The sequence below is a fragment of the Lysinibacillus sp. BSL11 genome, from assembly GCF_052928325.1.
The window spans coordinates 166,918-188,572 of record NZ_JAVGCX010000008.1; the positions used below are offsets into that span (position 1 = coordinate 166,918).

General features: G+C 38.3%; 19 protein-coding genes. 2 read left to right on the plus strand and 17 right to left on the minus strand.

Features of this window, described 5'->3' with window-relative positions; all coding sequences use genetic code 11:
• Positions 1 to 84: 84 nt before the first annotated feature.
• The 3 genes from RCJ95_RS11610 to RCJ95_RS11620 form a co-directional block, all read right to left on the minus strand.
• On the minus strand, positions 85 to 1,527 hold the full coding sequence (locus RCJ95_RS11610) for a S41 family peptidase (protein ID WP_004227506.1): 1,443 nt from the start codon (positions 1,525 to 1,527) through the stop codon (positions 85 to 87).
• 283 nt (positions 1,528 to 1,810) lie between these two features.
• Positions 1,811 to 2,398 (minus strand): redoxin domain-containing protein, encoded by a 588-nt coding sequence (locus tag RCJ95_RS11615; RefSeq protein WP_009374154.1) that lies wholly within the window; start codon positions 2,396 to 2,398, stop codon positions 1,811 to 1,813.
• Complete coding sequence (locus tag RCJ95_RS11620; protein ID WP_257521197.1) at positions 2,395 to 3,027, minus strand: hypothetical protein; 633 nt, start codon at positions 3,025 to 3,027, stop codon at positions 2,395 to 2,397. Before RCJ95_RS11620 ends, RCJ95_RS11615 begins: the two co-directional genes overlap by 4 nt.
• A 262-nt stretch (positions 3,028 to 3,289) precedes the next feature.
• Between RCJ95_RS11620 and RCJ95_RS11625 the strand changes: the two genes are divergently transcribed.
• Complete coding sequence (locus tag RCJ95_RS11625; protein WP_274771656.1) at positions 3,290 to 3,523, plus strand: hypothetical protein; 234 nt, start codon at positions 3,290 to 3,292, stop codon at positions 3,521 to 3,523.
• A gap of 158 nt (positions 3,524 to 3,681) precedes the next feature.
• Here RCJ95_RS11625 and RCJ95_RS11630 read toward each other — a convergent pair whose 3' ends face one another.
• The 7 genes from RCJ95_RS11630 to RCJ95_RS11660 all read right to left on the minus strand — a co-directional run bounded on the left by RCJ95_RS11630 (position 3,682) and on the right by RCJ95_RS11660 (position 13,934).
• A complete protein-coding gene (locus RCJ95_RS11630) occupies positions 3,682 to 4,989 on the minus strand; it encodes a murein hydrolase activator EnvC family protein (protein WP_274771654.1) in 1,308 nt (435 codons plus the stop codon).
• 53 nt (positions 4,990 to 5,042) lie between these two features.
• Positions 5,043 to 5,927 carry a permease-like cell division protein FtsX gene (gene ftsX / locus RCJ95_RS11635; protein ID WP_004227513.1) on the minus strand — a complete coding sequence of 295 codons (885 nt, stop codon included), beginning with the start codon at positions 5,925 to 5,927 and terminating at the stop codon, positions 5,043 to 5,045.
• Positions 5,917 to 6,603, minus strand: coding sequence for a cell division ATP-binding protein FtsE (ftsE, locus tag RCJ95_RS11640; protein WP_016991524.1), 687 nt, complete (start codon positions 6,601 to 6,603; stop codon positions 5,917 to 5,919). Before ftsE ends, ftsX begins: the two co-directional genes overlap by 11 nt.
• Before the next feature lie 242 nt (positions 6,604 to 6,845).
• Positions 6,846 to 8,033, minus strand: a complete 1,188-nt coding sequence (locus RCJ95_RS11645) for a DUF4097 family beta strand repeat-containing protein (RefSeq protein ID WP_112117404.1) — start codon at positions 8,031 to 8,033, stop codon at positions 6,846 to 6,848.
• 283 nt (positions 8,034 to 8,316) lie between these two features.
• Positions 8,317 to 11,184: an excinuclease ABC subunit UvrA gene (gene uvrA / locus RCJ95_RS11650; protein WP_446722336.1), complete on the minus strand. Its 2,868-nt coding sequence runs from the start codon at positions 11,182 to 11,184 to the stop codon at positions 8,317 to 8,319.
• Positions 11,185 to 11,191: 7 nt separating this feature from the next.
• On the minus strand, positions 11,192 to 13,171 hold the full coding sequence (uvrB, locus tag RCJ95_RS11655; protein ID WP_221679470.1) for an excinuclease ABC subunit UvrB: 1,980 nt from the start codon (positions 13,169 to 13,171) through the stop codon (positions 11,192 to 11,194).
• 514 nt (positions 13,172 to 13,685) lie between these two features.
• Positions 13,686 to 13,934, minus strand: a complete 249-nt coding sequence (locus tag RCJ95_RS11660) for an IDEAL domain-containing protein (RefSeq protein WP_004227526.1) — start codon at positions 13,932 to 13,934, stop codon at positions 13,686 to 13,688.
• A gap of 227 nt (positions 13,935 to 14,161) precedes the next feature.
• Between RCJ95_RS11660 and RCJ95_RS11665 the strand changes: the two genes are divergently transcribed.
• Positions 14,162 to 14,671 (plus strand): competence protein ComK, encoded by a 510-nt coding sequence (locus RCJ95_RS11665; protein WP_131522091.1) that lies wholly within the window; start codon positions 14,162 to 14,164, stop codon positions 14,669 to 14,671.
• Positions 14,672 to 14,714: 43 nt separating this feature from the next.
• Here the strand turns inward: RCJ95_RS11665 and prfB are convergent.
• From prfB to RCJ95_RS11700, 7 genes are all read right to left on the minus strand, one after another.
• A protein-coding gene (gene prfB, locus RCJ95_RS11670) for a peptide chain release factor 2 (protein ID WP_255600420.1) occupies positions 14,715 to 15,819 on the minus strand; the annotation gives its coding sequence in 2 pieces (ribosomal slippage) (positions 14,715 to 15,743 and positions 15,745 to 15,819; 1,104 coding nt in all).
• A gap of 122 nt (positions 15,820 to 15,941) precedes the next feature.
• Positions 15,942 to 16,484 (minus strand): competence protein ComK, encoded by a 543-nt coding sequence (locus RCJ95_RS11675; RefSeq protein ID WP_048392056.1) that lies wholly within the window; start codon positions 16,482 to 16,484, stop codon positions 15,942 to 15,944.
• A gap of 329 nt (positions 16,485 to 16,813) precedes the next feature.
• The gene (gene secA / locus RCJ95_RS11680) at positions 16,814 to 19,324 is read right to left on the minus strand and encodes a preprotein translocase subunit SecA (protein WP_221679467.1); all 2,511 of its coding nucleotides are present in this window, start codon (positions 19,322 to 19,324) and stop codon (positions 16,814 to 16,816) included.
• 144 nt (positions 19,325 to 19,468) lie between these two features.
• On the minus strand, positions 19,469 to 20,020 hold the full coding sequence (gene hpf, locus RCJ95_RS11685; RefSeq protein ID WP_004227537.1) for a ribosome hibernation-promoting factor, HPF/YfiA family: 552 nt from the start codon (positions 20,018 to 20,020) through the stop codon (positions 19,469 to 19,471).
• A 90-nt stretch (positions 20,021 to 20,110) separates the two neighbouring features.
• Entirely contained in the window at positions 20,111 to 20,494 is a 384-nt protein-coding gene (locus RCJ95_RS11690; protein WP_257521194.1) for a PilZ domain-containing protein, read from the minus strand.
• Between the two features lie 181 nt (positions 20,495 to 20,675).
• Entirely contained in the window at positions 20,676 to 21,086 is a 411-nt protein-coding gene (gene fliS, locus RCJ95_RS11695; RefSeq protein WP_048392059.1) for a flagellar export chaperone FliS, read from the minus strand.
• Between the two features lie 202 nt (positions 21,087 to 21,288).
• Positions 21,289 to 21,648 carry a flagellar protein FliT gene (locus RCJ95_RS11700; protein WP_313150288.1) on the minus strand — a complete coding sequence of 120 codons (360 nt, stop codon included), beginning with the start codon at positions 21,646 to 21,648 and terminating at the stop codon, positions 21,289 to 21,291.
• Between the last annotated feature and the right edge of the window lie 7 nt (positions 21,649 to 21,655).

A 21,655-nucleotide genomic window follows, 5' to 3' on the forward strand; every position in this document is an offset into this window, starting at 1 on the left:
TATTGTATCAAAGGACTACACGCTTGCGTAGTACAAACTCATAGAAAGCTTTGTATTATGGTATTTTTGTTCTGTCAGCAAGTTTTATTGGTCAATCGTATGCAGTAAAAAACTAGTGGCCATTTGGAATTGTTGGTCATTTTGACGATCTGCTTTAAAATCCTTTAACGTTTCGTTTAAACTATTAAAGAAAGTCGTGTCCATATAAAATTCATCTTCTGCTAGCTTTAATTTTTTCTGTTTACGATAAAGATTAACGGCCTCTGCGGTCGTTTCATCCATATAGCCATCTAAACGATCGATTTGATAGCCTAGTTTCTGCAAGGCATTTTGTGAATAGGAAATCTCTTCACTCATATCACCCACTTTAAACTTACCCGTTAGTGGATGAAGTTGAAAAGCAAATAATTCATTTTGCTCGATCATTAAACTGGCTTCAATGCCCTGCCCATGAATCCATTCACGTTTTGGTGTTAGCCATTTGTTGGTTGATAATTTAAGCTCCCCGCCATTGGAAAGCTCCCAAGATTCTTGTACAGTCCCTTTTCCAAAGCTCTTAACCCCAACAAGTGAAGCGCGTCCCCAGCCTTTTAAAGCACCGCTCAATACTTCACTTGCAGATGCACTACCTTGATTTTGCAAAACAACAATTGGAATTTTATTCATTGTTTCTATATATTTTTCATCAAAGCCTTTTGTTTGCGTTTTTAATGGTTCCATAGCACCTTCCGCATTTTGCATATATGCAAATACTTTGCCATTGTCCAATACTGTGCTCAGTAGCGCTGCGACGCTATGTAAATAACCACCTGGATTATCCCGTACATCGATCACAATTCCTTCCACATCTTTACGAAGTAATTTACTCGTTTCTGCCACCCATTCATTGGCGGTTTTTTCACCGAATAATGAGATCACTACATAGCCAATGGCTGTATCTTCTACCTTCACTACCTCACTAGTTACCGTTTTATTGGATATTGCTGCGCGCTCCATCGTCATCTTAATATGCTTATCTTCACTTGGACGATAGACAACAATGGTTACTTTCGTGCCCTTTTCACCTTGAATTAAATGCATTAATTCACTCATTGTTTTCCCATCTATCCGTACCCCATCAACTTGTACAATTTCATCGAGTGAACGCATGCCTGCTTTCTCTGCTGGTGATGAGCGAACAGGTGACACGACGATAAACTTCCCTTTATTTTCTGTTAGTTCAATACCGATGCCTACTCGTTCCTCAGCTAGCATTTGCCGATGTTGCTCAGCCTCTTCCTTGGAGTAATACGTACTATAAGGATCTTTAATGGCATCAGCCATCCCACGAAGAGCCCCCTCCACCAATGCATCCTTTTTTGTACTGTATACTGATTTTTCTTCAATGATTGTCATAGCCTCACCAATAGTATCAACCTCCGTAACAGGCTCCTTTTTATCGCCAATATTAAACCAATCAAAGTAAATACCACTGCCTACCACCAAACTACTAAGTAGGACTCCTACACCGGCTGTTAATTTGCGCAAATCTTCCCTCCTCCGTCTCTTTTACTGTATGACTCTATTTTTTCAAACATACAAAATTACCTTTCAAATTTGTTAAGAGAGAATATTTCACTTTATACATGCATGTTGGTTGTTGATTCTAGGGAATGTACCTTGGTTCCGCGAGTATTCACCTTGACTTCGCGGGTATTTACTCTGCTTCCGCGAGTATTCACCTCGACTTCGCGGGTATTCATCCTGGCTTCATGAAAAATAAAAAAATCTGTTCGTTTCTACTATAGAAAACGAGCAGATTTTTTATGAATTAATCTAGTGCATCTACATAATCATTTAACATATCCACGTCCATGGGTCCTCTGATGGCGCGTTGAATGAGGCCCTTGGAATCAATAAAATAAGTGGTTGGAATCGTGATGACTTGATAATTTAAGCCAGCTTCATTGTCAGGGTCCAATAAAATAGGGAAAGTTAGCTCAAAGCTATCTCTAAATGTCATCACTGTGTCCACTTTGGCATCAGCGGTCACATCACGTTCGGCTTCTGTTAAATTGACCGCTATAATTTCAACGTTTTTCTCTTCTGCGTACTCATCATAGAAGCTTTGCATATGCGGCATTTCCGCCTTACAAGGTGGGCACCATGTCGCCCAGAAATTTAAAACGACTTTTTTTCCACGAAGATCGCTTAACGTGATATCTTCCCCGTCTAAGCTTGTTAAGGTGAAATCAGGCGGTATATCGCCTTTGCTTAAGCCGGTTTCTAGCTCCTCCATATCCTTACCTAGGGCCGATTTATCAATAGCACGTTCTTCGTCAATTTGTTGTTTTACATATGTACCAATCATCGCAACCACTAATAGCACAACGATCAGCAGCCCAATATTTTTTTTCATTCCTTACCTCCCACATAGATTCGTTCATGCCGAATAGTTAAGCCCAAACAAAGTAGTATTACACTAACACCCACAGCTGTTTGCCCTATACCAAGCGGCTGTAAGATAGCCACTATCAAATAGCTAATTGTATAGAGTATGAGAGCTTGTTTCCCCGCTACTAATCTCCATAATATGACGAGCGTGACTACACTTAGCACAGCTAATGTTATAACTTCACTCGATATGTTGTTGTCATTAAGTAGCACAGCAAGCATTTGATAAATGGATTGCGTTAGAATAATAGCCCAGCTACCAGCTATCATCTCTTTTTCCTCAAGCTGTAGACTCTGTCGCTTTCTCCATATTTGCAAGGATGCTACGATGACACCGAGAAGAACACCCATTGTTCCGCCATTAAAATAAAGCAATGTAATTGGATTGTTTACTACCGTTTTGAAATCTGTCACAAGCAAACTTAACTTCCAAACAATAATAAAGGTGAAAATGGCATCACTATATAGCTCAGACCACTTTTTAGAAAATTGTAAGCGCAAGATAAGCCACACAATAAAAAAAGTAATAAGTAAAGCGACTGCAGTAGCTGGTAAAGTTAACGTCCGTATCGAGTACCACTCTGTATTTATCAAGTCAACGAATCCTCCTCCGAAAGCATAGCATAGAACCTTTTTAAAAAAAGACTATTTCACACTGTTTTAAGAAAATCTTCAGAAATAACAACATTAAAAATACCCCACTACGTATATATTCATCATAACATTATTTAGAATCTTATAATAGTGATGAAACTTTCAGTGGAATATTTCGCAAAATGAGAAAAGGGGAGGAGTTATACTTTCAAAGCGACTTATACTATGGATTGTTGCTATTTGTCTTAGTATTAGTGTTCTGATGCTGTACCCAGAGTATCGAACAAAGAATTTACTACAAGATTTTTTACCTAATAAAGATCTTCTAGAAATAATAAATAAGATAACCGTTTGGGAAGTTGACAATGGTACCAATAAAAGCTTTGCCATTATCAATCGTGACGATCCTCGATTAGAGGATATGCGTTTAGCCTTAAGTACTTGGGAAGTAAAAAGAACCTTATTAAATAACAAACAAGCTGATGTTGTCTATTAATTGGACATTACTTACTATGACCATACATTAAAAATATTGTTCTTCAATAATGGCTTATTGGCAGTAGATGGGCAAACCTATAAACTGATGAATGGTGAAACATTCGATGAAATATTAAAAGCTATACACTAGAAAACACTAGTGTATAGCTTTTATGTTTACAATGGAATATATTTCAGTGGATTTACACTGCCGACTGCTTGTCCTTTCCAAGGACCAATATGCACTTCAAAGTGTAAGTGTGGGCCAGTAGAGCGACCTGTACTACCCATCGCTGCTATTTGCTGACCTTGTGTTACTTCTTGTCCTACACTAACATTAAATGCACTTAAATGTGCATAAACGGTTGTATAAATTTGTCCATCGATTGAGTGCGTCACAATGACAACATTACCATACGAACTAAGTGGTGCTGCGTAAGAAACTACGCCATCTGCTGCTGCCCATATTGGTGTTCCTGTTGCATTTGCAAGATCGACACCATAATGGAATTCAGGTCCTGCTCCAAGATTTCGCCAACCATATGGTGATGTTAAGCGACCATTCGTTGGTTTAATCCATGTTCCGTTTGATTGAGGCGCATGAACTGTACCACCAGATGATCCGCCACCATTGTTAGCAGCAGCTGCTGCTGCGGCCGCAGCGGCTGCCTTACGTTTCGCCTCTTGCTGACGCGCAATTTCAGCCAAACGATTTTGTTCAGCAATAATTTGATCTTGCAATTCCTGACTTACTTCTAAAGCCTCCGAGTATTCTTTCTCAAGTAATACCTTTTCGGATTTCAGCTTTTCTTGCTCTTTCTCTAATTGGTCGACTAGTTTATTTTTCTCAGTTTTTTGACTGTCTAAGGATGCTTTTAATCGTTCAAGCTCAGCTTTTTTATCTTCTAGGTTTTTACGTTTCTCTTCTACACTTTGCTTTTGCTCTTCTAATTTTTGTTTATCATCTTTTTGATCTTGAATAATTTGACGATCCGCTTCCAATAATGCATTAACTGCAGAGAAACGATCAATAAAGTCTACAAAACTATTAGAGCCTAGCAATACATCTAAATAACTTACAGAGCCCCCAGCTTGAATGGCACGTGCACGTTCTTGTAACAATAAATCACGCTCTTCAATTTTATGCAAAAGCTCTTCAATAGAAGCTTCTAACTTTTTAATTTCCTCATTTGTTACCCGAATATCTGCTTGTACTTTTTTAATATTACTATTAGTTTTGTCGATTTCAGCGTTCAATGCTTGAATTTGATCTAAGATTTGTTGTTGCTTTTCTTGATTAGCTGTAATTGCATTTGATTTATTGCTGATAGATGAATTTAACTGATTCTTCTTTGTTTCAACTTGTTTCTTTTCTTCTTTTAAATCCGATAAACTTGTTGCATATGCTGATGGAGTTTGGATAAAAAGAATTAGAGCAGATGCTGCTGCAAGTGTTTTTAATGTGTTTTTCGCCTTACTTTTCACCGATTGAACTCCCCTTCGACTATTCTTTTCTTTTTCACAAATATCTGTTGTGACTAAATTTTTAAAAACTTACGTACTGACATGAAACTTCCCCAAATACCGATTAGTACACCAATGAGTAACAGAAGACCGCTTACTTGATACACAAGTGGCGAAAAATCTAGTAATTGAACAAGCTCTCCTTGTAAACGTGGTGCAATAATTTTATATATATTGTGGTAAAGGGTTGTGACAACCGCAATCGGAATAATTGAACCTAAAATTCCGAGCCACATACCTTCTAATAAGAATGGGATACGCACGAATGAATTTGTAGCCCCTACAAGTTTCATAATTTCTATTTCATCGCGACGAGCTATAATCGTTATACGAATTGTATTCGAAATTAAGAAAATTGCCGTAAATAATAACCCTAAAATAAGTACGATTCCTACATTACGACTAATATTTAAGAAGTTAAATAGTTTTTCAACTTTTCCTTCGCCATACATTACATCATATGTATACTCATATTTATCAATGGTTTTCGCAACTTTGGCTGTTTGCTGTGGATCAGCGGCTTTTACATAAATAACGTTACGTAAAGGGTTACTTTGTTCAAATAGTTTAAAATCATCACCGAAGTCTTTTACTAGCTTGGTTAACTCATCTTCCTTAGTGGAATATGTCATCTCGGAGACACCAGGCAATTTTTTGACTTTTTCGATGAGTGCTTTTTCCGCAGCTTCATCTGCTGTCTCATCAATTAGCACTTTAATTTCGACATCGTTTTCTAAATCCGTTGCTACTTTATTTAAATTCATCATAATAAGCGCAAAAACACCTACTAGAATAAGCGTAACGGTAACGGCACTGACAGAGGCAATAGTCATCCAGCTATTTCGACCAAGTGATTTGATACTTTCCCGGAAGTGGCGCTTTACTGTACTAAATTTCATAGCCGTATTCACCTCCGTGTTCATCACGGACAATTAAGCCGCCTTCAATGGCAATAACACGACGACGAATCGTATTTACAATTTCACGGTTGTGGGTCGCCATTACAATCGTTGTCCCACGTGCATTAATTTCCTCAAATAAATTCATAATTTCCCATGATGTTTCAGGGTCAAGGTTCCCTGTAGGTTCATCTGCAATCACCACTTTTGGAACATTGACGATTGAACGAGCAATCGATACACGTTGCTGCTCTCCGCCTGAAAGTTCATTTGGAAACATTCTTGCTTTATGCTTCAATCCAACTAGTTCTAGCACTTCCATAACCCGACGTCGGATTTCATCTGGCTTTTCCTCTATTACTTCAAGCGCAAACGCTACATTCTCATAGACATTTAAACGAGGTAGCAATTTGAAATCTTGGAAAACCACACCAAGTTGACGGCGCAAAAAAGGAACCTTCTTATTCTTTAAAGTTGCTAAATCAATACCATTTACAATTATTTGCCCTGATGTTGCTTTTTCTTCACGGTACATCAATTTAATAAATGTGGATTTCCCTGCCCCACTTGGGCCAACTACATACACAAATTCGCCTTGCTTTATATTAACGGAAATACCATTTGTCGCAACAACACCGTTTGGGTATTTCTTTGTCACATTTTTCATTTCTATCATGATTAAACCACCTAAAACTCTCATCTATGTAAGAGGTATTTCTTTTACTATTATAGCACTCTATTTCTGTTTTTTTATTACAGTTTCATTTCAATCCGTGGCAGTTCCTTCTATTTCATTCTTTCCTTGCCATTATCCTTAAAAATATGACAAAAATAAAAACAAGATTCGCCTCTATGTGCTAGGTCGAATCCTGTTTGAAAAGAAAAAGCATTCAAGCTTTACCTTGAATGCTTCTACTGTTAAATTTGTTGTTCATCTGTTGTTGTGTAGCGTACTAAAACAGCACCAGTTTTCGATTCACCTTCGATAAATAGGCGATTCGCATTTTCAACTTCTTTGTCGAAACGGACTACTTTGGATAAGAATTGATCTTGTGACTCCATTTTAGAAACATCCTGGATACCCACATCCACTTTACCGAAATTCGTAACGACTTTACCGCTCAATGAAATTGTTCGTGGGACATACAATTCCACTGCTCCAGCAACTGTTTGAGCTTTAATTTTAGAAGAATTTGTCGAGCATGTTGTTACGACTACATGTCCATTGACAGACTTAGCTTCAACTTCATCCAATGCGCCATCCAAATAAACACGCCCATTCAATGTTTCAGCCTCTAAATCCTTACCTCGAACATTCGTTAATTCAATGGAACCATTAGAAGAATCCACTTCAGCTTTTCCAAAATTAAACTTCGTACCTTTAATGGCACCGTTTAACGTTTTCACTTTTAATTCTTCAAATTCTGTATCCTGTAATGAAACACTACCATTCATTAGACGAACAGATAATTTTTCAAGTTTATCCTTTGGTACTAGCACCTTCACATTGACTTGAACAAGCTTTAATTGGCTCAAAATACGAAGTGATTGCTCTTCCTCTTTCACAACAAATTGCTCTAAGAAGTGATTACGAGTTTCTTCTTCACTTTCGTTCATCAAAGGTGCCTTTACCTTGCAAATCACCTGAATAGTTTCTCCTTCACTGGATTCCAATGAGAAGTTACCATTAGGTAATTCAACGATAATATTGTCTACATTGGCAGCAGCCACTTCTTCTGTATGGGTAAATTCAATTTTATCTCCAAATGGAGAAGCTACATCAAATTCCTTTACCTTTTTAACAGCCGTATTCATCATATCCATAAAAAGAGAACCGATTTGCGTTAAATCCTTACGAAAATCCTGCATTTCATCTTGGAAGTATTTCATAAAATCATCTTTTTTCTTGTCACCATCTTTTGATTTTTCTTCAAATAATGGCTCTTTTTCACTTGAAAAGGATTGCGTCTCTTTCGACACATCATTCATAACATGTTGAGTAGACTTGCCAGGTTGCTCTAATGCTTCTAATAATGTAATCGCCTCTTGTGCCGAAATTGTTCCTTTTTCTACAAGTTCTAAAATTCGTTGACGTTCATTTTGCATAAATAAATAGCCTCCCTCAGTTCGTTATACTATTTATACGATTCATCATGTGAAAAGTTTCACTGCAAAATTGAATAAATTGGGTCTTTTCATTACAACATCGTTTTTTAAATCACTTTTTCTTTGAATAGAGCAGGGGCCTCTCCTATTGGATCATTTCTGACCTCTGTTTAAGCGGGTTCTTTCCTATTTTCGATCATTTTCAATCTGGATTGAGCGACTTTCTCCACTTTCAGATCACCTTTCAATCCAGATTAATCATTTACGTTCGAATGTAAAACCCTTAAGATTTAGAAGCTTCTGCTAGCAATGCATCCATTCTCATACGATCACGTTCCAAGATTGGTTTTAAGTATTTGCCCGTATAGGAGCCTGCTACTTCTACTACCTCTTCAGGTGTACCAGTTGCAACAATCGTACCACCTTTGTCTCCGCCTTCTGGACCTAAGTCAATGATATAATCAGCTGTTTTAATCACATCTAAGTTATGCTCAATAACTAATACCGAATCACCGTTTTCAACAAGACGCTGTAAAACGAAAAGTAAACGAGCAATATCATCGGCATGTAATCCTGTCGTTGGTTCATCTAAAATATAGAAGGATTTCCCTGTTGAGCGTCGATGTAATTCAGAGGCTAGTTTTACACGCTGCGCCTCACCGCCTGATAAGGTTGTTGCTGGTTGCCCTAATTTCATATAGCCCAATCCCACATCAACAATCGTTTGTAGCTTACGCTGGATCTTTGGAATATTTTCAAAGAACACTACTGCATTCTCAATCGTCATATCGAGAATATCTGCAATACTCTTATCTTTATACTTCACTTCAAGTGTTTCACGGTTATACCGTTTGCCATGACATACTTCACATGGTACATAAACATCTGGAAGGAAATGCATTTCAATTTTAATAATGCCGTCACCACGACATGCTTCACAGCGACCGCCCTTGACATTAAAGCTAAAGCGTCCTTTTTTATAGCCTCGTACCTTTGCTTCATTTGTTGTTGCGAAAACATCGCGAATATCATCAAAAACACCTGTATAAGTTGCTGGGTTTGAACGAGGTGTACGCCCAATTGGCGATTGGTCAATATCGATTACTTTTTCAAGCTCATTAATGCCTGTCACTTCTTTATGCTCACCAGGCTTAACCTTTGAACGATTCAGCTTCTGTGCCAAAGATTTATATAAAATTTCATTAATCAGTGTAGATTTCCCTGAACCAGACACACCTGTCACTGCTACAAATAAGCCTAGTGGAACATCTACTTTAACATTGCGTAAATTATTTTCTTTGGCACCTTTAATAGAGAGCTTTCGACCATTTGGTTGGCGTCTTTCTATTGGTAAAGGAATAAACTTTCTACCGCTTAAATATTGTCCAGTTAAAGATTTTTCATTATTCATAACTTCCTGCGGTGTTCCTGCTGCCACAATTTGACCGCCATGGACGCCTGCTCCAGGTCCTACATCGATGAGATAATCTGCAGCAAGCATCGTATCTTCATCATGCTCTACCACAATCAGCGTATTTCCAATGTCACGCATATTTTGTAATGTGCTAATCAGTCGATCATTATCTCGCTGATGCAAACCAATCGAAGGCTCATCTAAAATATAGAGGACTCCCGTTAATCGTGAACCAATTTGTGTAGCAAGGCGAATACGTTGTGCTTCTCCACCGGATAATGTACCTGCTGCACGACTCAATGTTAAATAGTCTAAACCAACATTCACAAGGAAGCCCAATCGTTCTTCGATTTCTCGTAAAACTAATCGAGCAATTTGCATATCCTTTTCAGTAAGATTAAGCTCTTTGAAGAATGTGTCTGCTTCCTGAATTGAATATTGTGTGACCTCACCGATATGTTTATCAGCTACTTTCACTGCGAGCGTTTCAGGCTTTAAACGATAACCTTTACATGAAGGACAAGCCTGCTGTGCCATGTATTTTTCCATCTGCTCACGAACATAATCGGATGTCGTCTCTTTAAAACGTCGCTCAACATTGCGCACAACACCCTCAAATTCAATCATTTGATCTCGCACATTGCCAAACTCATTTTCATAATGGAAGTGTATCTTGTCTTTTCCAGAGCCATATAAAACCTTGTCCATCTTTTCCTTTGGCAAATCCTTCACAGGCACGTCCATAGGAATATCGTAATGATCACATACAGCTTTTAGTAATTGTGGGTAGTACTGCGAACTTGTTGGTTCCCATGGTGCGATGGCATGCTCTAACAAGGAACGATCCCAATCAGGCACCACTAAATCTAAATCCACCTCTTGTGTTGAACCTAAGCCATCACAGCTTGGACAAGCACCAAACGGACTATTAAATGAAAACATACGAGGCTCTAACTCACCAATAGAAAAACCACATAATGGGCAGGCATGATGCTCACTAAATAGTAACTCTTCATGTTCCATCACATCGACAAGCACACGTCCATCTGCCAGACGTAAAGCCGTTTCTAAAGAATCACTCAGACGAGCAGCAATCCCTTCCTTCATAACAACACGGTCCACTACTACTTCGATGGAATGCTTTTTATTTTTATCAAGTTCGATAGCATCATCTAAATCACGCAATTCCCCATCAATTCGTACACGAACAAACCCCTGCTTTTTTAAATCTTCTAGCAGTTTAACATGGGTACCCTTACGTCCAGAAACCATTGGAGCAAGGAGCTGCATCTTAGTTCTCTCAGGATAGGTTAATAAACGATCCACCATTTGCTCAATCGTTTGGGAAGTGATTTCTATACCATGATTTGGACAGATTGGTTTACCAATGCGGGCATAAAGTAAACGTAGATAATCATAAATTTCCGTTACCGTACCAACAGTAGATCGTGGGTTACGACTTGTCGTTTTTTGGTCAATGGAAATAGCAGGGGATAAACCTTCTATCGCATCGACATCTGGCTTATCCATTTGTCCAAGAAATTGACGGGCATACGCGGAAAGGGACTCAACGTAACGACGCTGGCCCTCCGCATAAATTGTGTCAAATGCTAGAGAAGACTTTCCAGAGCCCGATAATCCTGTTAAAACGACTAATTGGTCACGCGGAATTGTGACATTAATATTTTTTAAATTATGAGCACGTGCACCTTGCACGACGATTTCAGTATTTTTCACAAGTCATTCACCCTTCTACCTTCAATTCAAATATTGTATCTCGTAACTCAGCCGCACGTTCAAAATCAAGCGCTTTTGCTGCTTCCTTCATTTCGACTTCTAGAGAAGCAACAAGCTGTTCTCTTTCCGCCTTTGTCAGCTTTTTGCCTTTTGTTGCCTTTGTTACATAGGATTCCTCTTCTTCTGCTACTTGTGTTGCACGAATCACATCTGGGATTTTCTTAATGATCGTTTGAGGTGTTATACCATGCTCCTCGTTATAAGCCATTTGTAACGCACGACGACGTTTCGTTTCATCAATCGCCTTTTTCATCGAGTCTGTTACATGGTCTGCATACATAATGACATGACCATTCGCATTACGAGCAGCACGACCAATAGTTTGAATCAAAGAACGCTCTGAACGTAAAAATCCTTCTTTATCAGCATCTAGAATCGCCACAAGGGACACCTCAGGAATATCAAGACCTTCACGCAATAAATTAATACCAATTAGCACATCATACGTTCCTTTGCGTAGCTCACGGATAATTTCAATACGCTCTAGTGTCTTAATTTCTGAATGTAGGTATTCTACTTTTAAGCCCATTTCCTTCAAGTAGGCCGATAAATCCTCGGACATTTTCTTCGTTAGCGTTGTCACTAAAACTCGCTCATCACGCGCAATTCGATCTTGTATTTCATCAATTAAATTATCGATTTGCCCTTCAATAGGACGTACATCGATTAATGGATCTAATAATCCAGTTGGTCGGATAATTTGCTCTACCATTTCTGGTGTATGCTCCAACTCATAAGGACCTGGTGTGGCTGATACATAAATTGCTTGATGTATACGATTTTCATACTCTTCAAAACGTAATGGACGGTTATCTAGAGCAGATGGCAAGCGGAAGCCGTGTTCTACGAGCACACCTTTACGCGCTTGGTCACCATTGTACATCCCACGTACCTGTGGAAGTGTTACGTGACTTTCATCAACCACAAGTAAAAAATCTTCTGGGAAGTAGTCTAGTAACGTATATGGAGTAGCACCTGCTTCACGCAATGTTAAATGACGTGAATAGTTTTCAATCCCAGAGCAAAAGCCCATTTCACGCATCATCTCTAAGTCATAACGTGTACGTTGTTCTAAACGTTGTGCCTCTAGTAATTTATCTTCTGCACGTAATAATGCAAGTCGTTCCTCTAATTCTTTTTCAATATTTTCAATCGCTTTACGCAATTTCTCTTCTCGTGTAACGAAGTGGGATGCTGGGAAAATAGCAACATGCTCTCGATCCGATAAAATCTCTCCCGTTAGTGCATCTACCTCACGAATGCGATCGATTTCATCCCCAAAAAATTCCACACGAATACAATGCTCATCACGAGAGGCTGGGAAGATTTCCACAACATCTCCACGTACCCGAAATGTTCCGCGAGTAAAACTAACATCATTTCGCTCATACTGAACGTCCACAAGCTTGCGTAATAGCTGATTACGTTCAATTTCCATACCTGTACGAATGGAAACAACCATTTCTCGATATTCTTCGGGAGAACCTAAACCATAAATGCAGGACACAGATGCAATAATAATGACATCCTCACGCTCAAACAATGCAGAGGTAGCAGAGTGACGCAGCTTATCAATTTCATCGTTAATGCTAGAGTCTTTTTCTATATAGGTATCTGTCTGCGGTACATAAGCTTCTGGTTGGTAGTAATCATAGTAGCTGACAAAATATTCAACGGCGTTATTCGGGAAGAATTCTTTGAATTCACTATACAACTGGCCAGCTAGTGTTTTATTGTGTGCCATGATTAGTGTTGGTTTTTTGACTTGCTGGATGACATTCGAAATGGTAAACGTCTTACCTGTTCCAGTAGCACCAAGCAATGTTTGATGACGTTTGCCTGCTTTCACACCCTCCACTAATTCCGCAATGGCCTGTGGCTGATCCCCGTTAGGCTGATATGGCGCTTGTAAATCAAATGTTTGCACTCATGTCCCCGTCCTTTCCTTCCAATTTGTACATACATTTTAGCATAGCAATATTAAAATTTCGAACATTTAACGAACGAATGTTTGTAAATTTTTTTTTCATCTCTAAAATTTTTATTACATAACAATACGGTCAATTTAACTTGTTACTCTTATAATAGCCGTTTTATTAGTTTTTCAAGCTTCATCAATGGATGAGATTTCCTGTTTTGCTTTATGTGCAGCTCACACTCTCTCAAGAGCGGGGCTTTGTCCATTTAGAGCGGCTCTATTCTTTTATGAGCGGGGTTACTTCCCTTTGGAGCGGCTCTTCTCCTCTTATGAGCGGGGCGCTTCCCTTTGGAGCGGCTCTCACTTTTTTTATAAACAGCGTCTCAAACTTTTTAAATGACTTTCCACATTCTATAAGCAAAACCACTTCTTCTAACCAAAACATACACTCCTCACATCCACTGCAACTATTTTCAAAAGCAAAAAAAATCCCCCTCTCCAATAGATATGGAGAGCGGGTTCGTCAATATGATTCATCTTCTGTTTGCTGTAAGGAAGTTAGTTCGGATGCGTATTGATAAAATGCGTTTTCATCTTTTTCATCGAGTGCTCTATCTATCAGAACCATGAGCTGCTCTTGCCGATGCATACGCTGGATACGATTTAAAAATAAATCTAAATAAATCTCGTTTAATAATTTCTCTGCCTCATCAACTTTTTTCGACTGACCAACGGCTTTCAGAAAATCTGTATACGAATAATATTTATCCAACGATCTCACCTCGATCCTTTTCTAAATTATATGAAAATTGAAATTAAAAAGCAATGCTTACGATTCGAAAATATCTTGGATTAGCTATTAATCAATTGATATTTAGAGCAAATTCTCTAGGCGTTTCGCGCTTTTCTGAACGATTTTCAACTATTTCATTTAATTTAAGAAAGTCATATTCTGTTTTACACTACCGTTATCACTAGAAAAAAGGAGGCACTCCCTATATGACAACTAACTTTGTAAACGGCTACTTAATGTCATTCAATACTTATTTACTGCAACCTATTCAGCATGACTCCAAAGTCTTCACGCATGTGATTGATAAGCATAATGAGCTGATTGTTACACGCAAACCGATGCATGTCCTTCGAAAATCCTGTCTCTCATTAGGATCAACTTATGAAGCCGCAAAACAATCGGCTAAACGTTTTTTCGGCAATCAACACAAGCTACCAATCGTCGTGGCCTTTGATTACGGTTATCCCTGTATTTTTCTGCCAACTTATTCACCCAGCTCCATTCACAATATATGGATAGGGCTTCATGCAATTATTAATATTACACCTAGTGAAATGGGGTGTATTGTAACGTTAAAAAATAATAAACAAATCGAACTACCTATTCGATATGCTTCCATTAGTAAACAATTTCTTAACGCTTCTATGCTGTATAAATATTACATGAATGAACGAAAACAGCTTAGCCAAGATGCACCCTACCATCCACCCTTTTAACAAAAATTCCCCAAGAGCATCTCACTCTTGGGGAATCTGTGTATTAATTTATTTTTGAACGTAAATAGGCATTAATAAATGGATCTAAATCGCCATCCATTACTGCACCCACATTACCTGTTTCTTCATTTGTACGATGATCCTTCACCATCGAGTATGGGTGGAAGACATACGAACGAATTTGGGAGCCCCAGCCTATTTCCTTTTGTTCACCGCGTATTTCATCTAATTGCGCCTGCTGTTTATCAAGTTCTAATTGATATAGCTTCCCTTTTAACATCGTCATCGCTTTTTCACGGTTTTTAATCTGTGAGCGCTCAGCTTGACATTGTACGATCGTACCAGTAGGAATATGCGTAATACGAACGGCAGAATCTGTGGTATTAATATGCTGACCACCTGCACCTGTTGCACGATACGTATCAATTTTTAAATCCTCTGTACGAATATCGATTTCAATATTGTCGTCAAACTCTGGCATAACATCACAGGAAACGAAAGATGTATGACGGCGGCCAGACGAATCGAATGGAGAAATACGTACTAGACGATGCACACCCTTTTCCGCTTGTAAATAACCGAAAGCATTGTGACCTTTAATTGACAATGTTACAGATTTAATCCCAGCTTCATCTCCTGGTAGATAGTCCACTGTTTCCACTTTAAATCCACGCTTCTCAGCCCACCGTGTATACATACGTAATAGCATTGAACCCCAGTCCTGTGACTCCGTACCACCAGCACCAGGATGCAGCTCTAAAATGGCATTGTTTTGATCGTATGGGCCACTTAGCAGTAATTGAAGCTCAAAATCAGCCATCTTTTGTTGAAATTCTGCTAGTTCTTTGCCTAGTTCTTCTTGTAATTCATCGTCTGGTTCTTCACGCAAAAGTTCCAGTGTCATATCTAAATTTTCATGTGTTTCCACTAAATCTTTATATTCATTGACTATCGCTTTTAAGCCATTTCCTTCATTGATAATCACCTGAGCACCCTGCTGATCATCCCAAAAGCCTGGCTCTAGCATCATTTCATCTAGCTCCTGAATACGTGCCTCTTTGTTCTCTAAGTCAAAGAGACCCCCTAAAGTCCGCCAATTTTTTGGCTGTAGTGTCTAATACATTGCGTACATCTGCTAATTCAATCATCGTTAAATCCTCCGAACGTTAGTCATGGAGCTAACACTTTATTCATAAAGCTCCGTATCTTTTTATTATAACGTTTTTAGAAACGAAAACATACTATCTAGCAGATGTTTTGTGGAAATAAGTCAACTATCCTGCGTCTCGTCCTCAAACATATTCTTGGCAAGACGTTGAAATACTTTCACACGGTCATACTGAACAAGTAAATATTTTGTTCGTTTCTCTAGTCTATATTTTAATAAAAAAGCTCTTTGAATCCGTGACTCTAACGCATTCACACTGACATCTACAATAAATTCCTTGCCATTCATAAAAGTAACCTTTGTCCTCTTTTTATCCACAGCTACATAGTCATCTATATGATGGACAGCGAACCAAATACAGTCAGGATGTAGAGGAGACCTACTAGGGAACCATAAAATATTACAACGTTCGTGCACGACAATAGGATTTTTATTAAGCTTGCCTAGGATCATTTTCGAACCATCGAACGCTCCTCTTAAACTAGAACCAAAATAACGCAGATTAAAGTCCAATAATTTCGTTGGTGGTAGCGTAGATATATACTCATTATTTTTCTCATACACCTGCGTACATAAATTTCCAAAGGAATCATACACAGGCATATACATCATTGTTTCACTATTCATAATATCTTTTTTATGCATCTATAGTCCCCCTTTATACATTTTATGTTGCTTCCAGTCAAAATAAAAAGGAATATACTAAATATGCGTACATTCCCGCTATTTTCAATGAGTAAGATTGCTTGAAAATTCCGATCCTCCTTAAGACTTAGTATCACAATCAAAAATTCAGGATAATAATAGGATCAATAACTTGTACTATATACCTATTATTACAGCTATTGTATACCCATATTTTTCAATTGTCTATAAATTCTGACTTTTTATACTAAAATTTCTTCATTTTTGAGTTATTTTACAAAGAAAAAATCATTTCAACACGTAGTTAAAATGATTCTTTCACCTAGATATTATTGAGCTGTGCCATGACAGTTTTTAAATTTCTTACCGCTACCACAAGGACATAAATCATTACGGCCAATGTTTTCAGCTTTACGTACTGGTTGCTTTTTCGGCGCAGTGCCACCTTCTTCTTTTGGATTAACAGCCTGCCCCTTCGCCACCTCTTCACGCTCCAGATTATTGCGGATTTCTGCTTTCATCGCATATTTCGCAACATCCTCGCGAATAGAGGCTACCATATCCTCAAACATTGCAAAGCCTTCTTGTTGATATTCACGAAGTGGATCGTTTTGACCATAAGCACGCAGATGGATACCTTGACGTAGTTGATCCATTGCATCAATATGATCTATCCATTTTGTATCGATTGAACGTAATAAAATAACCTTTTCAAACTCACGCATACGCTCTGGTGTCAGTTCTGCCTCTTTTTCATCATAACGAACATGAACAGCATCAGAGATTAACTGATTAATATCTTCAGCAGACTTGCCTTGGAAATCAGATACTTTAAGTTGACCTTCCTCTAAAAGATTAGCTGCTACAAAGTCTTCAATAGCCTTTAGGTTCCAATCCTTCTGTTCACCTTGAGTGTACAGGCTAACAACATTATCAATTGTTTCTTGAATCATAGACTCAACAAGCACACGCATATTTTCTGTTTCCAGCACATCATAACGCTCTTTATAAATAATCTCACGTTGCTGACGTAGTACATCGTCATATTGTAATAATCGTTTACGCGCATCAAAGTTATTACCTTCGACACGTTTCTGCGCTGATTCTACAGCTCTCGACACAACTTTAGATTGCAATGGCTGGGAATCATCCATACCTAAGCGCATCATCATCGACTTCATATTATCAGAGCCAAAACGACGCATTAAATCATCCTCAAGGGATAGGTAGAATTGTGTAACCCCTGGATTCCCCTGACGACCAGAACGGCCACGAAGCTGATTATCAATACGACGTGATTCATGTCGCTCTGTACCGATTACCGCTAAACCGCCAATTTCCAGTACACCTTCGCCAGGTTTAATATCTGTACCACGGCCAGCCATGTTTGTTGCTATTGTCACTGCACCCTTTGTACCAGCGTTCGCAATGATTTCAGCTTCACGTTCATGGTTTTTCGCATTTAATACATTATGAGGAATTTTATGTTTATCCAATAGTTTAGAAATAATCTCAGACGTTTCAATAGCAACTGTACCAACAAGAACAGGTTGACCAGCTCTATGACGCTCTGCGATATCAGCAGCAACTGCTTTATATTTCCCTTCCATCGTTGCAAAAATCAAGTCAGCACGGTCATCACGAGCAATCGGTTTATTCGTCGGAATAGCGACGACATTCATATTGTAAATATTACGGAATTCCTCTTCCTCTGTTTTCGCTGTACCTGTCATCCCTGCAAGCTTTTGATACATACGGAAGTAGTTTTGGAAGGTAATTGTCGCCATTGTCATCGATTCATTTTGAATCTCAACGCCTTCTTTAGCTTCAATTGCTTGGTGTAAGCCATCAGAATAACGACGACCCTTCATCAAACGACCAGTAAAGCCATCAACGATCACAATTTCGCCATCCTGCACAACATAATCCACATCATTATGCATACTCACATGCGCCTTTAATGATTGATTGATCGCATGATTTAAACGAACATGTGTCAAATCAAACAGATTATCAATGCCGAATGCTTTTTCCGCCTTTTCCACACCTGCATCTGTTAACGTAACACCTTTTGTGGACTCTTCATACGTATAGTCTGTCTCTGCATTTAACATACGTACAAAGGCATTCGATTGTTTATAAAGCTGTGCTGATTTCCCAGCTTGACCCGAAATAATTAATGGCGTACGCGCTTCATCAATTAAGATCGAGTCCACCTCATCAATGACAGCATAGTGCAATGGACGTTGGACACGTTCCTCTTTGTAAAGCACCATGTTATCACGTAAGTAGTCAAATCCTAGCTCATTGTTTGTACTATACGTAATATCAGCCTCATAAGCAGTACGTTTTTCATCTTTTGAAAGGCTATTCAGATTAAGCCCAACAGATAAGCCTAAGAAATTATAAAGTTGTCCCATTTCAGCAGCATCACGACTCGCTAGATATTCGTTGACTGTTACAACATGTACACCTTTACCAGTGATCGCATTTAAATAAACAGCCATTGTCGCTGTTAAAGTTTTACCTTCCCCGGTTTTCATCTCCGCGATATTCCCCTCATCAAGAGCAGCTGCCCCCATGATTTGAACGCGGAATGGGTACATCTCTAATACACGTTTTGCCGCTTCTCGACAAACAGCAAACGCTTCGGCACGAATCGACTCTAAATGCTCACCCTCAGCGTAGCGCTTTTTAAATTCATCTGTTTTCGCTTGTAGTTGATCATCTGAAAGCTGTTCCATTTGAGAAGCGAATCTCTCAACTTGGTCAGCGATTTTTTCTAATTTTTTTAGCTCACGTTTATTGAAATCAAATAATTTATTTAATAGGTTTGCCATGAATGTTTTTCACTTCCTATATAGATTCAACTTTCATTTTACCATTGTGTAACAGTTTCATGCAAACTGTCACCCCGGCTACATATGATTGTCATACCAAAAAAAGGCCCTCGCCATCGCGAGAGCCTTCGTCATCATGAAGTTTTAAGTAGTTTCAATTAAGCCATATTTTCCATCTTTACGTTTATATACAATATTTGTGCCGTTCGATTCAGCATCTGTAAAGACATAGAAATCATGTCCAAGCATATTCATTTGTAGAACTGCCTCTTCTTGATCCATCGGTTTTAAATCAAATTGCTTTGTACGAACAATTGAGTATTCTTCTTCCTCTGACACAGCATCAGCGGCTGCTTGAGTAGTAGCAAAATAAAGGCCTGCACCTTCACGCTCGCGGAATTTACGGTTTACTTTTGTTTTATGCTTGCGGATCTGACGCTCTAATTTATCAACAATTAGATCAACAGCAGCATACATATCATTATGACGCTCTTCAGCACGAAGAGTTAGATTCTTCATTGGAATAGTGACTTCCACTTTCGTTTGTTTGTCATTGTAAACCTTTAAATTGACATTAGCGTTGGCATTAACATCTTCGTTAAAATAGCGTTCAACTTTATCGATTTTGTTCTCAACATACTCTCGAATAGCTGGAGTTACCTCAATATTTTCACCACGAATGTTAAAGTTTAACATGTAAACTCCTCCTTTATAACTGCTATACTATCTATTTCTACACAAGTGTGTGAAATTCCTCTAAAATCATTCTTTTTTTTACAAAAATTTTTATAAATTATTATTTTGTTTTTTCGCTTCTGCTGCTTCCTTTTTTCGTCGAAGCTTTAGCTCTTCAATAATCAAATCTTCCACGGGTCCTTGATTATTGAAATAGATGCCGTATTGCTTGCCATTCCCAAATGGACGACTCCAAATTACTTCTCCATAAGCGCGAACTTCTTGTGTATCAAGCACAAAATGGATATCTAATGGAGGAGGGTTTATACCTAAATCCACTTCCGTAAACATCTTCAACCCACGTGGACTAATATCCAACAAGTCAGCCATAGCCGTTTGGCCATGATTGACCTTTCCATTCTCATAAATAGCAAAAGTTATTTGAATAGGCTCCTTAAATTTAAATCGGAAACCTTCTTGACGCTTAAAGATCATATTCCCACCCCAGTACTCTTTTAAACATGTTTATTGCTTTGATTATGCCATGATGCCCAACTAACAGCCACAGGGAATAAGTAACATATTTTACCTTTGTATGGCCTAATTTATGACTATTTCATGATCATAACGATTTAACAAAAAAGAGACCATCACTTTCGATGGTCTCTAATTGTGTCTAAATTTGTCCGCTGTTTCCCTGACCAAATTGCTGTTGTCGATTAATGCGAATTACTTCCTTCCACGTATCGCGAAATTCTGTCACAAATCCTTCCACTTCCTCAATAATGGCAACATCATTTTGAATGTTGGCTTCTACTAAACGATGATTCATATATTCATAAAGAGGTAGCATTTGTTTCGAAATCTCAATATCCATATTGAGTGTAGACATCAGTTCACTAATAATCGCCTGAGCTTTTTGAATGTTTGTATTTTTCTCTTGAATATTCTTATCTTGGATAGCTTGTTTCGCCTTATGCAAGAATTTTAGGCATCCATTATAAAGCATTAATGTCAATTCGCCAGGTGAAGCTGTAGTCACACTATTTTGTTTATACGCGTTTTGTGCTGTTAAATTTGCTGCCAATAAAGGACAACTCCTTTGAAAGGTTACTTATTTACTAGTTTAAACCATTTTCCGAAGAAAAGCTATTTACGTCTCAGCGTAAATTTGTCTGGATTTTGAATTGTATGATCACAATTCACTTCTTTTAAAATCGGATGACATCTGCCAATGCTTTATCTTCATTCATCTAGCAACTTCCAGCACGATGAATGAAGATAAACGATTAATTTTTTTTGTCATAATACATGCCATCCATTACGCGAACATTCGAGTAAGGATTATAATATTGCTGTTCACTTTTCTTCGTTTTTTGTAGGTTTGCCATGTCTTGTTTAACTGCATCCATTACATCTGCTAAACGCTTTTTAATACCATTATCTAATTCTAGCAATGTACGATGAATGCGATTTTGTTCATCGAAACGAAATCCATCATTCATCAATTCTTCAATAATGGCACCACGCTTGTCTAACATGTTGTTAATAGTGTCGATATATTCATCTCGGTCTTCACCTTTTGGAGTTTCACCCAAATGCTTAAATAAATTTGCTGAAGCTTGCAATAGTTGATCTATTTGCTGCATATGTTTC

Excerpts from the sequence above, each read along its gene's own strand:
- RCJ95_RS11615 (WP_009374154.1), bottom strand. The coding sequence starts at position 2,398 with ATGAAAAAAAATATTGGGCTGCTGATCGTTGTGCTATTAGTGGTTGCG.
- RCJ95_RS11625 (WP_274771656.1), top strand. The coding sequence starts at position 3,290 with ATGCTGTACCCAGAGTATCGAACAAAGAATTTACTACAAGATTTTTTA.
- ftsX (WP_004227513.1), bottom strand. The coding sequence starts at position 5,927 with ATGAAATTTAGTACAGTAAAGCGCCACTTCCGGGAAAGTATCAAATCA.
- ftsE (WP_016991524.1), bottom strand. The coding sequence starts at position 6,603 with ATGATAGAAATGAAAAATGTGACAAAGAAATACCCAAACGGTGTTGTT.
- RCJ95_RS11645 (WP_112117404.1), bottom strand. The coding sequence starts at position 8,033 with ATGCAAAATGAACGTCAACGAATTTTAGAACTTGTAGAAAAAGGAACA.
- RCJ95_RS11665 (WP_131522091.1), top strand. The coding sequence starts at position 14,162 with ATGACAACTAACTTTGTAAACGGCTACTTAATGTCATTCAATACTTAT.
- RCJ95_RS11675 (WP_048392056.1), bottom strand. The coding sequence starts at position 16,484 with ATGCATAAAAAAGATATTATGAATAGTGAAACAATGATGTATATGCCT.
- secA (WP_221679467.1), bottom strand. The coding sequence starts at position 19,324 with ATGGCAAACCTATTAAATAAATTATTTGATTTCAATAAACGTGAGCTA.
- hpf (WP_004227537.1), bottom strand. The coding sequence starts at position 20,020 with ATGTTAAACTTTAACATTCGTGGTGAAAATATTGAGGTAACTCCAGCT.
- RCJ95_RS11690 (WP_257521194.1), bottom strand. The coding sequence starts at position 20,494 with ATGATCTTTAAGCGTCAAGAAGGTTTCCGATTTAAATTTAAGGAGCCT.
- RCJ95_RS11700 (WP_313150288.1), bottom strand. The coding sequence starts at position 21,648 with ATGCAGCAAATAGATCAACTATTGCAAGCTTCAGCAAATTTATTTAAG.